This is a genomic window from Vibrio rotiferianus CAIM 577 = LMG 21460, from assembly GCF_002741985.1.
Lineage (GTDB): Bacteria > Pseudomonadota > Gammaproteobacteria > Enterobacterales > Vibrionaceae > Vibrio > Vibrio rotiferianus.
Genome location: NZ_APHW01000102.1, coordinates 45199 through 59499, shown reverse-complemented (window position 1 = coordinate 59499; position 14301 = coordinate 45199). Strand labels below are relative to the sequence as shown.

The 14301-nt window shown below is 43.7% G+C and carries 13 protein-coding genes; 7 read left to right on the top strand and 6 right to left on the bottom strand.

The genetic code is table 11. From position 1 onward, the window contains the following. Positions 1 to 387 precede the first annotated feature (387 nt). The 7 genes from B853_RS18310 to sstT all read left to right on the top strand — a co-directional run bounded on the left by B853_RS18310 (position 388) and on the right by sstT (position 6306). On the top strand, positions 388 to 1305 hold the full coding sequence (locus B853_RS18310; RefSeq protein ID WP_038883245.1) for a polyprenyl-phosphate transporter: 918 nt from the start codon (positions 388 to 390) through the stop codon (positions 1303 to 1305). A gap of 199 nt (positions 1306 to 1504) precedes the next feature. Further along, a complete protein-coding gene (locus B853_RS18305) occupies positions 1505 to 1930 on the top strand; it encodes a hypothetical protein (protein ID WP_038883244.1) in 426 nt (141 codons plus the stop codon). 9 nt (positions 1931 to 1939) lie between these two features. Beyond that, entirely contained in the window at positions 1940 to 2551 is a 612-nt protein-coding gene (locus B853_RS18300; RefSeq protein WP_010450612.1) for an SCO family protein, read from the top strand. After that, on the top strand, positions 2541 to 3008 hold the full coding sequence (locus B853_RS18295) for a copper chaperone PCu(A)C (protein ID WP_010450610.1): 468 nt from the start codon (positions 2541 to 2543) through the stop codon (positions 3006 to 3008). The genes B853_RS18300 and B853_RS18295 overlap by 11 nt, the downstream gene beginning before the upstream one ends. Positions 3009 to 3197: 189 nt before the next feature. Continuing rightward, entirely contained in the window at positions 3198 to 3500 is a 303-nt protein-coding gene (locus B853_RS18290) for a PTS sugar transporter subunit IIB (RefSeq protein WP_038883243.1), read from the top strand. A 253-nt stretch (positions 3501 to 3753) separates the two neighbouring features. Beyond that, the gene (gene rsgA, locus B853_RS18285; protein ID WP_038883242.1) at positions 3754 to 4830 is read left to right on the top strand and encodes a ribosome small subunit-dependent GTPase A; all 1077 of its coding nucleotides are present in this window, start codon (positions 3754 to 3756) and stop codon (positions 4828 to 4830) included. Positions 4831 to 5088: 258 nt separating this feature from the next. Beyond that, on the top strand, positions 5089 to 6306 hold the full coding sequence (gene sstT, locus B853_RS18280; RefSeq protein ID WP_010450605.1) for a serine/threonine transporter SstT: 1218 nt from the start codon (positions 5089 to 5091) through the stop codon (positions 6304 to 6306). A gap of 62 nt (positions 6307 to 6368) precedes the next feature. Here the strand turns inward: sstT and pdxY are convergent, their stop codons facing one another. The 6 genes from pdxY to B853_RS18245 all read right to left on the bottom strand — a co-directional run bounded on the left by pdxY (position 6369) and on the right by B853_RS18245 (position 14145). Further along, complete coding sequence (gene pdxY, locus B853_RS18275; protein WP_038883241.1) at positions 6369 to 7235, bottom strand: pyridoxal kinase PdxY; 867 nt, start codon at positions 7233 to 7235, stop codon at positions 6369 to 6371. Positions 7236 to 7335: 100 nt separating this feature from the next. After that, positions 7336 to 7524 carry an AbrB/MazE/SpoVT family DNA-binding domain-containing protein gene (locus tag B853_RS18270; RefSeq protein ID WP_038883238.1) on the bottom strand — a complete coding sequence of 63 codons (189 nt, stop codon included), beginning with the start codon at positions 7522 to 7524 and terminating at the stop codon, positions 7336 to 7338. Between the two features lie 124 nt (positions 7525 to 7648). Further along, positions 7649 to 8959: a putrescine-ornithine antiporter gene (potE, locus tag B853_RS18265; protein WP_038883235.1), complete on the bottom strand. Its 1311-nt coding sequence runs from the start codon at positions 8957 to 8959 to the stop codon at positions 7649 to 7651. A gap of 64 nt (positions 8960 to 9023) precedes the next feature. Further along, entirely contained in the window at positions 9024 to 11204 is a 2181-nt protein-coding gene (gene speF / locus B853_RS18260; protein WP_010450596.1) for an ornithine decarboxylase SpeF, read from the bottom strand. Positions 11205 to 11615: 411 nt separating this feature from the next. Continuing rightward, positions 11616 to 12062, bottom strand: coding sequence for a helix-turn-helix domain-containing protein (locus B853_RS18255; RefSeq protein ID WP_010450595.1), 447 nt, complete (start codon positions 12060 to 12062; stop codon positions 11616 to 11618). Between the two features lie 886 nt (positions 12063 to 12948). After that, positions 12949 to 14145, bottom strand: coding sequence for a tetratricopeptide repeat protein (locus B853_RS18245; RefSeq protein WP_038884725.1), 1197 nt, complete (start codon positions 14143 to 14145; stop codon positions 12949 to 12951). Between the last annotated feature and the right edge of the window lie 156 nt (positions 14146 to 14301).

Below are 14301 nucleotides of genomic sequence, written 5' to 3'. Positions count from 1 at the left end.
AAATAGCCAACCGCAATTAGTGCGATTGGCTTATATATATTGTGAACAAATTTTATTCACTAACAACGTCAGTTGGCTAGGTGACCCTCGGCTTAAGAAGGGTCGAAAAGTATTATGCATTAAGCGTGCCAACTTTTGAAGTGCTATTTTTGGGTATAAGGTCGCATATCAAATCATTTCCCCTCTCCAATAATTGCATTATGCAAAACAAAGTTGCGAAATGAAATTGCAACATGCAACAAGGCTAAAGTGATGATAATTAACTCATCAGAATTAGGCCATCTTATCTAGTTACACATCCCTACAAGAAATTGAATATGAATTCATACTTTTTTGACATCAATGTTTGTATACTCACTGCCACTTACATGACTTAGTATTTGAGAAATGAACTATTTAACTACCTTCTTTAAAGGGATAGCCATGGGTGCAGCTGATGTCGTACCAGGCGTATCAGGCGGCACCATCGCATTTATAACTGGTATTTATGACACTTTGCTCGAGAGTATCCGTCGCATTAACCCTTCTCTTTTTTCAATTTGGAGAAAAGAAGGCTTCAAAGCCGCATTTAATCACATTAATGGCTTCTTCCTAATCTCATTGTTTGCGGGCATCCTTACCAGTATTGCAACGTTGGCAAAGCTGATCACGTGGCTGCTGGAAACACACCCAATCCCAATTTGGTCATTCTTCTTCGGCCTAATCTTGGTCTCTGTATATCACATCATCCGCCAAGTAGAACAACGTGATGCGATTCGCTTTGTTGCGCTGTTGGTTGGAATTGGCTTCGCTTACTGTATCACTGTACTTAAACCACTCCACATGGAACCAACGGCGATCAACACCATTCTTGCTGGCGCTATCGCGATCTGTGCAATGATCCTACCGGGTATCTCTGGAAGCTTTATTCTGCTGTTGATCGGCATGTACACTCCCGTTTTAGGTGCGGTTAAAGGTTTCCAAATTGATATCCTTGCGCTGTTCCTTGCAGGCTGTGTTGTTGGTCTTCTGTCCTTCTCTCACCTGCTATCTTGGTTACTACGCAAGTTCCGCGATTTAACCTTGATGTTCCTAACGGGCTTGATGATCGGCACGCTACCAAAGATCTGGCCTTGGAAAGAGACGCTAACATGGCGCACCAACTCGAAAGGCGAGCAAGTACCACTACTGCAAAATAACCTGTCACCATTTGAGTTTGAGCACATCACTTCTCAACCTTCACAACTTGTGTTGGCTGTCGTGATGATGCTGGCAGCAATCGCGCTGGTACTTGGTTTAGAGAAGTTTGCAGACTCAGACAAATAACCATAATTGCACGTCAGTAATTTTAGAAGCGGAGCCAATGGCTCCGCTTTTTTATTGGTGTGGGTTCAAGTACATATCCCCGATTCAATTCAAAACTAGGTTACTGGGTATAGTGCACAGTTTGTCGAAGTCACGAGTTTTCATATATGCCATCTGTGCTAGGATGCACTCAATGTTAAGTGATAAGTACTGAATCTTAATGAAAGTGTTACAAATCGCAGGGATAGCCGTGGCACTGGTCGCCGGCTTTTACGCGCCTACCCTCATCAAAAATTTTTCCTCAGCACCCGAGCCTAAATCGCTCGATGAATACTGTTTCCTTTCTACCGACCCTTGCATCCAAAATGATGTTGCGATGACGCTCAGCGTCGATACTGCTCAACCTTTGATCCCTGCGAAGCTCGAAGTCGAATGGCAAGGCAGCGACGCCGATCAGCTTGTATTAAGCTTGGTTGGGCGAGAAATGGAAATGGGCGAGCCAAAATTCATGCTGAAGAAAGTGGCGCCAGGTAAATTCGTGGGTGATGTGATATTGCCCGTTTGTACACACGATGCAATGACGTGGGTTGGTGAGCTTTCAGATGGCAAAGACACCATCTATCCAGCCCTAAAAATGCAAAGATAAGGAATTGATATGAGCCGTAATTGGTCTCTCTTTCTCGTTGTGGCTTTTGTCCTCGGCTTTGGCGCTAAAACTTACCTAGACGGACAAAAAGACGTCGAGAAAAAACAGCAAGTCTCGACGGAGCAAAGCGTGTTGTTTGGTGAAGGCGAGAAACCCGTCGATATCTTCGATACCAGCGATGATCGTATTCGCATCGTTTATTTTGGCTTTACACGCTGCCCGGACGTTTGCCCAACATCTTTAGCTATGCTGGCAGGCGCACTCAATCAAATTGACGATACACAAAAATCCCAGCTACGTCCGATGTTCATCTCGCTTGATCCAGAACGCGACGAAGCAGATGCGTCAGCGAAATATGCTCACTACTTCCACCCTATGATTGAAGGTTTGTCAGCGCCACTCGAGGTGACAACTCCACTTGCCCACAAGTACGGTGTTATTTTCCGTAAAACGGAACTCGAAGGCTCAGAGCTGAAATACACGCTCGACCATAGTTCTTACTTCTATTTCTTAAAGCCTGACGGCACACTCATCACCAAAGTGCCGCATACCTTAACGCCTGCACCAATTGTCGAGGCGATAACCAAACTGACTGCAGAAGGAAAAACCAATGAAAGCTAAGCATGCAATCAAAACGTTGGCACTCTCCGCCCTACTTCTAAGCCCTTTGGCACAAGCGAATCTCAACGTGATGCCACATGAGCCGTATGCGCGAGCAATGGCGCCAGGCGCTGTCACTAGTGCGGTCTTTGTCACTTTTGCTAACCGTAGCCAAGAAGACATCAATATCGTCGCGGCAGAAACACCAGCAGCGGGTAAAGTCGAACTGCACGATGTGATTAAAGAAGGTGACGTAATGAAGATGCGTCAGGTAGACCACATCACATTAACGGCAAAAGAAACCACAGAGCTAAAACCGGGCAGCCTGCATATCATGCTATTTGACCTTAAAAAGCCACTTAACGAAGGCGACGAAATCGAAGTCACAGTGACTTACGGCAACGGTCAAAAGCAAAGCTTTACCGCTCCAGTGAAGAAAGTCATGGCAGGAATGAAAAAGCACGAACATCACCACTGATTCTTGCTCGGAACATCAAGCCAAAGCTCCTCTGCATGAGGAGCTTTTTTATTCCCCCAACATTTTCTCCTATCAATAAACATAAGCTGCCCTCCCATTTCCCAATGCTAACTTTTGTGTTCTAAATCAGAGTCAATAGACCGCAGCTGAGATATAAACAAGGCTTTGCTGCCAAACGAGTTTCTCACCATGTTAAAAGCCCTTTCTCGCGTATTTAAAATGCTGACGCAAGTGAATCCAAATCTGGAACAGGACGTTGATACCATCATTGACGCTATTGGTGGCATGGATAATTTGGTGGAAACTGGTGCTTGCGCGACAAGGTTACGCCTAACTCTAAAAGACACTGCTATCGTGAGTCAAAAAGCATTGAAAGCACACGGGGCACATGGTGTGGTGATCATTGATGAGCGACATATCCAAATTATCTATGGCGTAAAAGCCAATACTTATTCGCAAGAGATGGAAGAACGTCGAATAAAACACATATAAAACGCAAAGGAGTTGTAAGAATCGAATCACAGCCGCTATACTCCGGCCGTTAACTCACCAACCAAGAGGAAATATGATGATTGTAATGACAAACACTAACTGGGCAGCGAAAGGGTAAACGTCCACTTTTTCTCGTGGCTAAGCCACAACACCTCCCTTCTTTGCCCGGTCTTCACCGGGGTCAGCTCTATGCGAATTAGACCCTAATGCGATTTGTATTAAGGCGCTTTGTTGCGCCCGGGATAATTCAACAATGAATAAAACACATTCTTTTTGTGAATCACTACTTACTCAACCTAACCCACTAAAGCTATTAGGTTGGAAACCATTTTTTCAACAACAACTAACGTTAGACGATTACGAAGACACACTCTTTGCACGAGTGATTGCTCACCATCGTAGTGGCTATGTCGTGGTTAGCGAACAAGGTGAAACCCACTTACCAATCCAAGCCTCGCTACCCAGCATGACCGTCGGCGACTGGGTAATATTAAACCACCAGCAACAGTTTTCTCGTTTGCTTGAACGCCGTAGTTTATTTAGTCGCAAAGCCGCGGGCAGTAAAGTAGCCGAGCAGCTTATCGCCGCCAACGTGGATACGGTATTTATCGTGTGTTCACTCAACCACGATTTTAACCTTAGCCGAATTGAGCGTTACTTAGCACTCATCAATGAATCCGACGTCGAGCCCGTCATTGTGCTGACAAAAGCCGACTTATGTGACGATGCTGATGAGCTTACAGCTCAGGTACAAAAGCTTGATCCTCTGCTTATGGTAGAAAGCGTTAATGGTCTGGATGAATCAAGCGTCACCAAATTGATGAGTTGGTGTGGCGAAGGCCAGACCGTTGCGTTCATCGGCTCTTCTGGGGTAGGAAAGTCCACCTTAGTGAACACCCTACTTGGCGAGCAAGAACAAGCAACTGGTGGTATTCGCGAAGATGACAGCAAAGGTCGACACACTACAACCTCTCGTTCAATCCATCTACTGCCCTCTGGTGCAATCATAATGGACACACCGGGAATGCGTGAGATCCAGTTGGCAGACAGTGAAGCAGGAGTCAGCGAAACTTTTGCTGATATTGAAGCGCTAGCAGAAAGCTGCCGATTCAATGATTGCCAACATCAAACCGAACCTGGATGTGCGGTTCAAGCCGCAATTGAAGGTGGTTCATTGGAGTTACGCCGCTTTACCAACTACCAGAAGTTATTGCGAGAACAAGCCCATAATGGAGCGACTCTCGCTAAGCAGCGAGCGCAGAACAAACAGTTCGGAAAAATGGTGCGCAATGTTGTGGGTGAAAAGCGTAAACGACAACAAGGTTACTAGATTGTTATATCTAGAAAAACCATAGAACATAGGAGGCTAACGCCTCCTTTTTTTATAACTTTATAAAATCACACCTTTCATAACAGACAATACTTTACAACATTTAACATCAATTAAATCAACATTGAGCAAACATTTAAACTAAAAACAAACTAAAACTAGACACAAAATATTACCAAGCTAAGATATGTGATATTCAGCAAGAAAATGGCTGGATTTATAAAAACAGGATAAGTAATCAAATTGCAGGAATGATGTATGCAACACAACAGTCTCGTTGCCCGATACGCTCGTGGTAACCTCGTTCTCCAAATCCTCGTCGGTATTGTTCTCGGTACGTTGCTCGCAACGATTGCCCCTGAGCATGCTGAAAGCGCAGGATTACTCGGTAGCCTATTCGTAGGCGCTTTAAAAGCAATCGCTCCAGTTTTGGTGTTTATTTTGGTTGCCGCTTCAATTGCGAACCAAAAGAAAAACCAGCACACTTACATGCGCCCAATTGTGGTTCTATACCTGATGGGGACGTTCTTCGCAGCACTGACCGCCGTGGTTCTGAGCTTCCTTTTCCCTACCAATCTAACTCTGGTAACCGGTGCTGAAGGTGCAATGCCACCTCAAGGCATTGCTGAAGTATTGCGAACGTTACTCTTCAAGCTGGTTGATAACCCAGTAAATGCACTAGTAGAAGCAAACTACATTGGTATCCTTGCATGGGGTGTCGGTCTTGGTCTTGCACTACACCACGCGTCAGCGACAACGAAAGCAGTATTCGAAGATCTAAGCCACAGCGTTTCTCACATTGTTCGCTTCATTATTCGTCTTGCTCCATTTGGTATCTTTGGCCTAGTGGCTTCTACCTTTGCTACGACAGGCTTTGGTGCACTTGCAGGTTATGCTCACCTTCTTGCTGTATTACTCGGCGCAATGATGGTCATCGCTCTAGTTGTTAACCCAGCGATTGTTTTTGTAAAGACAAAGCAGAATCCTTACCCACTGGTGTTCCAATGTCTACGTGAAAGTGGTGTAACCGCATTCTTTACTCGCTCAAGTGCTGCAAACATCCCAGTTAACATGGCGCTTTGTGAAAAGCTGAAACTAGACGAAGACACATACTCTGTCTCAATTCCTCTTGGCGCGACCATCAATATGGCTGGTGCTGCAATTACCATCACTACTTTAACCCTAGCTGCCGTTCACACTATGGGCATTGAAGTAGACCTAATGACTGCAGTACTGCTAAGTATCGTGGCTGCTGTATCAGCTTGTGGTGCATCTGGTGTTGCCGGTGGTTCTCTACTTCTTATTCCTCTTGCGTGTGGTCTGTTTGGTATCTCAAACGACGTAGCAATGCAGGTTGTAGCAGTTGGCTTCATCATCGGTGTGATTCAAGACTCGGCTGAGACTGCACTAAACAGCTCAACGGACGTTATTTTCACAGCAGCAGTTTGCAAAGCAGAACAGCAAAAAGCGCAATAGTACTCGCATACAAAATGTAAAAAGGGAGCCAATTGGCTCCCTTTTTTTATTTAAACTCAAAGCTACTTACTTGATGCAACTTCTTCTAATGGGAAATGCTCGCTAGGGTCAACAAACTCTTGTTGTGCCGCGATTGTTTGCAGCTCCCACTCACCGGCTTGGTGAGTCGCATTCAATACGCCATAGCAAGCATCATGACAATGCTGGAACGCTTGTTTTGGTGTCCAGCCTTTTAACAAGCCTGCGGTAAAGATCGCTGAAATCAAATCACCAACACCTACTGGTGCTTTTTCAAATTCAAATTGAGGACGCTTAGCAAGGAAAGTACCTTCCTGCGTAGCCAATAACATATTGAAGCTCGTATCGGACAGACAGTACAGGTGTTTCACCAATACCACTTTGGGACCTTTTGCTAATGCGCGCTGACAAGCTTCAATCGCATCATCCAAGGTATGGATTTCCATCTCTGCAAATTGAGACAGTTCAAACTGGTTAGGGACTATCACATCAGCCATTGGCATTAGACGAGTCAATAAATGATCTGCGATACCCGGAGCAACAATACAGCCTTTGTCAGGAGCGCCCATTACCGGATCACACACATACAGAGCTTCTGGGTTAGCTTGTTTCACTTTTGCGACCGTTTCAGCAACGGCAAGACACTGCTCTGCGCTGCCTTGATAGCCCGTAAGCACTGCCTGGCATTTGTCCAGGGCGCCTATATTGCTAAGGCCACGAACCAACTCGTTGATGTCATCAGCAGAAAACGCACGACCCGTCCAACCTTCTTGATATTGGGTGTGGTTAGAAAATTGAACGGTGTGAATAGGCCACACTTCGAAACCCATGCGTTGCATTGGGAAAACAGCACTGCTGTTACCAGCATGGCCAAAAGAAACATGCGATTGTATAGAGAGGATACCTTGCATAGTACCAGACCTCTTCTTGTAATTATCAATAGTTCAAAGACAGCGGCAAGCGCCAATTTACGAAACCAGTAGTGTATCCGACAAACCTCAATTCTCTCACTCAATTCTCACCGTCTTGGCTTGAATCGGTTGGAGAGTTGGTTTTCAGTACCATTTTCTTAATTTCCATTTTGTCTTTATTGAGCGCAATTTCGAGGGTGTCCCCTTCCCTTATCCCGAGTTCACTCAGGATCACGCTTGGAATGACTACGACGGTATCGTCACCGATTTTAACAGGTTGGCTAATCATCTTTCGTCCTCCAAATGTCAAAAATGAGTTTTCACGTTATGAATGGCGAGTAATCAGGTGGTCTCCCTAAAAATAAAACAAAAGAGCCTTCCACACCGCGTATGGGAAGGCTCGATTGAAAAGCTTAGTTAGCTAGAGGTTCGTGTTTCGATGCAATCAAACCGTAAGCACTCCAACCTAGGAAGGTTACAATAGAGCCCCACATCATTGCGTCATAGCCAGAACCGTACAGTGCGTAGAAGCTGTATACTGAACCAATCAGAGCGATAATGTTTGTCGTCTTCATTTCACGCTCAGGCACATGAGCCACTTGCTGCATAATGAAGATTGCGCCCATACATAGGATGTAAGGAACAACGTTGGTTACCACCGCTAGGTTAACCAGCGCTTCAAACTGCTCATTCAATGTTGGTGAGATGGTCATCAAAGACAATACAGATTGAATCACAGTGATCGCCACCATACCTTTGATTGGCGTACCGCGTTTATCGACTTCTGAGAACAGTTTAGGGAAGAAGCCTGCATCTGAAGATGATTTGAATACTGAAGCGATAGTGAACTGCCAACCCAATAGAGAACCTGCACACGCTAATACCGCCATGCCCGCAACCACTTTACCAGCTGTAGAACCTAGCATCACTGTCCATACCGTTGAGAATGGCGCGGTTGATGCTGCTAGTTCAGAGTTCGCTACAATACCAGAACAGATGTTAGTTGAAACAATGTAAACCACAGCCGCAATTAATGTACCGCCCAATACAGCAATCGGTACGTTCTTTTCTGGGTTTTCTACTGCTTCTGAGTTTGCACAAGCTGATTCTAGACCTAGGAACGCCCATAGAGTCATCGCGATAGACGCACTTACCGCTTCACCAAATGGTAGGTGATGTGGGTTCCATGCTTCAACGTACATTGTTGGGCTAAAGTAGAACCAACCAACAATACCCAAAGAACAAACCGGAAGGATAACGCCCCACACAGTGAACGAACCAATTTGACCCGTGATCTTTGCACCACCAAAGTTAGCAAAGGTACAAATCCAAAGGATAGCGATGGTATACAAACACGTTTCAACCGGTGATAACGTCACTTCAAAGAAAGCAGAGCCATAACCGACACAGGTAATCGCGATCGCAATATTGGCAATCAGTAGTGACAAACCATAGGTCCAGCCGGTCATAAATGCACCCGATTTACCAAACGCGTAAGAGGCATAACCGTTCATACCACCTTCACGCTTACTAAAGCGACCACATTTTGCAAATACATACGCCAAAGCTAGTGAGCCTGCCGCAGTGATCAGCCAAGATAGAATCGAGATCGTGCCCACTTGCGCCAACTTACTTGGCAACATGATGATGCCCGAACCCGCCATGTTAATGAATGTCAAAATGGTTAACTGCACCACCGACATTTTTTTAGTTTCAGTACTCATAAATTATTCTCCACGAATAAACGGTTCGCACCAGAGCCTGATGGCTCGGTGCGAACGGGGTAGATTAATCTTTTAGGACGTAACAATGTGCAGTAGTGCGACCATTGACATCTTCTAGGTAAACACCTTGAATTTCAGGAGCGAAGCCTGGGAAGCGGTTGATGCCCTCTTCAAGTGATAGGAAGTAATCCACAACTTGTTGAGTCCAAACCTCACCTGGGATAACACATAGGATGCCTGGAGGGTAAGGAAGCGCACCTTCTGATGCGACGCGACCGCTTGCTTCTTTCAGTGATACATAGTCACACTCACCACGGAAGTATTTACGGGTTGCAACATCTGGTTTGTGAACCATTGTTGGGAAGTATTCGCTACGGAACATCGCTTTTTGTAGCTCTTTAACGTTCAGCTCTTTGTACATGTCGTGCATTTCTTGACATAGCTGACGGATGGTGTAGCCGCGGTAACGTTCTTTGTTCGCTTCGAACACGCGTGGCAGTACAATGCTTAATGGCGCGTCATCACGGATGAATTTTTCGAAGCGGTTGATCTGTGCCACTAGGTGACGGATCTTACCCATATCCTCTGCTGGAGTTAGAAGGAACAAGATAGAGTTCAAGTCACACTTCTCAGGGATGATGCCGTTTTCACGTAGGAAGTTAGCCAACAACGTTGCAGGAATACCGAAGTCTGCATAACCACCATCTTCAGCAATGCCTTCTGTCGTTAACAGCAGTTTACATGGGTCAACGAAGTACTGACCTTCACCGTAGCCTTCAAATTTGTGCCATTTTGCGTTTGGTTCAAACATGAAGAACTCTTTGTTAGATGCGATTTCTTCAGTGTCGTAGCTGCCCCATGGCTTACCATTAATTTCAGCTGGTACGAATGGGCGGATCAGTTCACAACTCTTAAGGATTTCTTTACGCGCTTCGATACCTGTCTTCACAGCATCACGCCATAAACGTAAACCTGCTTCGCCGTCGTGGATCTTCGCGTTCACATCCAGTGCAGAGAACAGTGCATAGAATGGTGATGTTGATGCATGCATCATAAACGCGTTGTTGAAGCGTTTGTGGTTACAGTAACGAGCCTGTCCTTTGATGTGCGCATCTTTTTTATGGATTTGCGAAGTTTGAGAGAAGCCAGCTTGTTGTTTGTGAACAGACTGAGTTACAAGTACACCTGCGTCTTCTGGTTTCAGATCCAGTAACAGTGGTGAACAGTCTTTCATCATTGGAATAAATTGCTCGTAACCAACCCAAGCAGAGTCAAACAAGATGTAGTCACAAAGATGACCGATCTTATCCATCACGTAGCGTGCGTTGTAGATAGTACCGTCGTAAGTACCAAGCTGGATGATAGCTAGACGGAATGGACGTTCATCACGAGCACGCTCTGGTGATACTTTCGCGATTTGAGCTCGGATGTATTCTTCATCAAAACAATGCTCGTCCATACCACCGATAAAGCCCCAAGGGTTACGCGCTGTTTCTAGGTAAACTGGCGTACCACCTGCTTGGATTAACGCACCATGGTGGTTTGATTTATGGTTGTTACGGTCAAACATCACCAAGTCGCCCTCGGTCACCAACGCGTTACATACCACTTTGTTTGACGCTGAAGTACCGTTTAGTACGAAGTAGGTTTTATCTGAGTTGAAGACTTTCGCTGCGTGTGCTTGAGCTTGGTGCGCAGAGCCTTCGTGGATAAGCAAGTCACCTAAATCAACGTCGGCGTTACATAAGTCACTACGGAACAGGTTTTCACCGAAGAAATCATAGAACTGTTTACCAGCTGGGTGTTTCTTGAAGAACTGGCCGCCTTGGTGTCCAGGACAGTCAAACGCAGAGTTACCCATATCTACGTAGTGAGTCAATTGTTTGAAGAATGGAGGAAGCAAACGACTTTCATATTTAGTCACCGCTTCATTGATTTGACGGCAGTAGTACTCGATTGATTGTCTTTCTAAATCAATCACACCTGTCAACCAAACATAATCTTCTGCTGAAACTGGAGTTTCATCAATAACTAGGAATACAGGAATGCCATAGCCAGTTTCAGAAATTGCTTTATGTAGACCAGCTTTAATATCTGTAGAGGTAATAATAGCTGCGCCAACATCTGTTAATTCAACATGATCTAATGGTTGTAGGGATCTATTGTAGGTTTCATCCAGAGATTCAGACAATAAACTAAAATCTTCTGGCATGTAATTACTAACACCAATTACTAAACGATTCATTTGGAATATCTCTTATTTGTTCTTTAAAAACGACAGGTACAGATATTACAAAGGAAATTAATATTTAAAATTCAAAAAACAAATTTCGTGACTATATGTTCATTATTAAAAGACTTATTTTATCGAAATTAAATTTCGAGACTTTAATCACTTTTAAACCACGAGGCTGATGATATTAGATTTGATTATTATTGAAACTAATCATTAAAATTGTGTGATTTAGACTGCTATTATTGAAAAACAAATATTAGGAAAATAAAATTTTGCGATTTCAATCACTATATATGACTTGGCGTTGTAATATTAGTGATTATCAACAGATGTAATTTAACTAAATTTAAACACGTAACAAAAAAGCCATCAACACAAATGCTGATGGCTTTTTACTTTGAATGGTAGGTTAATACAAAATCAATTAAATAAATGGCTATCGAGTTTTACTCCACCATTTGACCATTGCTGGTAGCGCTTAACGGCAATGCCCGATGAATACATCGTATGTTTACAGTCCATACACTCAACGAAGTAAAGCCCACTCATACCTGCCATCACATGTAGCCTTCGACTATCGCAACGCTTACAGGACAAACGTTGCACCTTAGAGTTCACATCAACTCTACGTGCAAAGTTAAGCGTTTCATGCGTGCACAGTGCCTCTACGGCGCTGTCTTTGAAGGGGTGTTCACTCAGCAAATGGTTAATCGCATAATCGTAAACAGGGGGAATCGAAGATTTGCCACTCTCTATATTGGTTATCTTAGCAACGGAAACACCCAACAAAGACGCAAACTCCACTTTGCTGTATTCCAAGATAAACCTTGATGAGATGAACTTATCTGCACTAATGATTCTCAACATACACAAATCTCTACTAAAGTATATCTAGGAGGCTAAAGCAACCTCCGACTCTATACTAAAAATGTTAAATAAAATCACTTCCTAAATCTTTTAGAACTGCGTTCTATATTATAATTCGCTAGAGACCATACTAAAGGCATGAGCTTTCAATATAAGTCAGAATATAAAGTTTGCTTTTACTAATACAAAAATTAATAGCTACTATTAGTTAAACTAATTTGTATCCATTAAAGTTATTAATTTGTCATTTATTGAGCAAACTTACTTTTTATTTTTAGCGAACCTGATTTGAGCTATATTAGGTTAAAGAAACAAGGGGGGAATTCCCTCTATACAAGAAAAACATTTACAAAGCAGATCATGTTTCCATTTTATGTTGAAATAAGAACAGAAAGTGTACGCTATTAAATATCCACTCATTAACAAAAAATAATATTTCTACATTTTTAGGATAAAAATTTTAAAGACAAAAGTAGCTATAAATTAACACTAGTGTAAGAAATACTTTAATATGCAACTACTCTAACCGTGTATCACTATCATGACTTCAAGATGCAGAGTTCAGCGTGTTGTCATTGATTCGAATTTAAGGACAACAGCACAGAGTAATAGCGGGCACTCCCCAAGCTGTTTAACACAGCTATTCTTTAAAACAGAACGCAGGTCTGTAACACGATCCCGAAGGAAAAGCTGTCTTGGTTCGTATACTCGGATTCTTGATTTAGACTCACTAGACCTTCAATCACCGCTCGCCTACAAACCAAATCATTCTCACTGAACCTAGCATTTCGACGTAACTTGGGTATAGCAACAGATATAAAAAAGCCCAAGCAACGGCTGTTACTTGGGCTATCACTAAGAAACTCAAAAATTAAGGGTTATTGACCTAGTGCGGCTTCTGAGGAGACAAGAAGTTCTGAGTGAAATCTAATGCCTCTTTTGACAGTGTCGTTTCAGGAGAACTGCCACTCACATTCGTACCATCAAGTTGCTCTACGCTCTGTGGATCAAAAGTAGCATCACTCTGGATGACACCTTCCATTTCTTCATCATTTCCGGGCACTAACAAGTCTTCTTCATTTGGAAAATATGGTTCACGGCTATATACCTTATTCAGAGCACGTATAATTGAGTGCTTCTTAACAGCTCCAGAACTCAGCTTCCTTTGCAGCGGCTTTGCGATGGCTTGCAGTCCAACAACAACATCAACACCAATGTTAGCCGCAACCTTGTCTCGCAGAACTTTAGCAGGCTCATAACCAAAGCTAGCCGATAAGAATAGCCAAACATAGGCTATCGCATTCCCCGTTTTTCCATTGTCTTTCCAAGCCTCTCCTGCATGATACATGGCTTCTGCATTACCGCTTTCTGCAGCCCTTTCTAACCAATAGCACGCTTTTTGATGATTTTGCTCTACTCCCGTGCCATATAAATAGCACAATCCTACTTGCACTTTACCTTCAGGACTTTCTTCTTCTGCTGCTCGCATGTACCAGTAGAGAGCATCAGCTTCATTTCGAGCAAGGTTATCAGGAGACTTTTGCCAATCCCCCATATAAAGTATCGCCGGAATGCACTTCTCCTCGGCGGCTTCTTGTATTAGCTGCAATCCTTTAGGAATGTTTTTTTCCGTACCACGCCCGAAGATCAACGCTTTTCCTGTCGCAAACTTAGCTTCAACATCTCCCTCGACACCAGCAATTGCGACGCGCCAAAAGTTGGCTTGCTCTTTCAGAATGACATCTTCACGCATTCGTTCACTTAAGCGAACTACGCCGTACATCCCAGTAACATTGTCTAGCTTTGCCGCTTTGTCATACCAGTAATAAGCCTTCCTGACGTTTCCTCTCTCTGCCTCTTTCGCCAAAAACAGGATTGTCGGAATATGACCCGTTTCTGCTTTAAATTCCCGTTCTTTGATTTCTTGTTCGCGTGCCTTTTGCATCGCTCGGCGATAAGCAGCTTCGCGAGCTTTCTTTTCAAGCTCTATGCGCTTTTTCCGCATCGACAGCGATATCATCCAGACAAAAATCAGAATAAGAGAAAGGCCAGTTGCACCAATAGCAATCCCCATGCTACTCATAGTTAGCCTCTTTTATATATCGGCTTAAACATACCCCAACAGGGCGCTTAAAATATCTCTTTATTATATAACGACCGTTTGACCAAAATCTGAAGTTTGAGACAGTAAGGGGACTGCTATCACTACGTAATTTGTAAATCTTTTTTCTACTTACAA

Excerpts from the sequence above, each read along its gene's own strand:
- B853_RS18310 (WP_038883245.1), top strand. The coding sequence starts at position 388 with ATGAACTATTTAACTACCTTCTTTAAAGGGATAGCCATGGGTGCAGCT.
- B853_RS18305 (WP_038883244.1), top strand. The coding sequence starts at position 1,505 with ATGAAAGTGTTACAAATCGCAGGGATAGCCGTGGCACTGGTCGCCGGC.
- B853_RS18300 (WP_010450612.1), top strand. The coding sequence starts at position 1,940 with ATGAGCCGTAATTGGTCTCTCTTTCTCGTTGTGGCTTTTGTCCTCGGC.
- B853_RS18295 (WP_010450610.1), top strand. The coding sequence starts at position 2,541 with ATGAAAGCTAAGCATGCAATCAAAACGTTGGCACTCTCCGCCCTACTT.
- B853_RS18290 (WP_038883243.1), top strand. The coding sequence starts at position 3,198 with ATGTTAAAAGCCCTTTCTCGCGTATTTAAAATGCTGACGCAAGTGAAT.
- rsgA (WP_038883242.1), top strand. The coding sequence starts at position 3,754 with ATGAATAAAACACATTCTTTTTGTGAATCACTACTTACTCAACCTAAC.
- sstT (WP_010450605.1), top strand. The coding sequence starts at position 5,089 with ATGCAACACAACAGTCTCGTTGCCCGATACGCTCGTGGTAACCTCGTT.
- pdxY (WP_038883241.1), bottom strand. The coding sequence starts at position 7,235 with ATGCAAGGTATCCTCTCTATACAATCGCATGTTTCTTTTGGCCATGCT.
- B853_RS18270 (WP_038883238.1), bottom strand. The coding sequence starts at position 7,524 with ATGATTAGCCAACCTGTTAAAATCGGTGACGATACCGTCGTAGTCATT.
- potE (WP_038883235.1), bottom strand. The coding sequence starts at position 8,959 with ATGAGTACTGAAACTAAAAAAATGTCGGTGGTGCAGTTAACCATTTTG.
- speF (WP_010450596.1), bottom strand. The coding sequence starts at position 11,204 with ATGAATCGTTTAGTAATTGGTGTTAGTAATTACATGCCAGAAGATTTT.
- B853_RS18255 (WP_010450595.1), bottom strand. The coding sequence starts at position 12,062 with ATGTTGAGAATCATTAGTGCAGATAAGTTCATCTCATCAAGGTTTATC.
- B853_RS18245 (WP_038884725.1), bottom strand. The coding sequence starts at position 14,145 with ATGAGTAGCATGGGGATTGCTATTGGTGCAACTGGCCTTTCTCTTATT.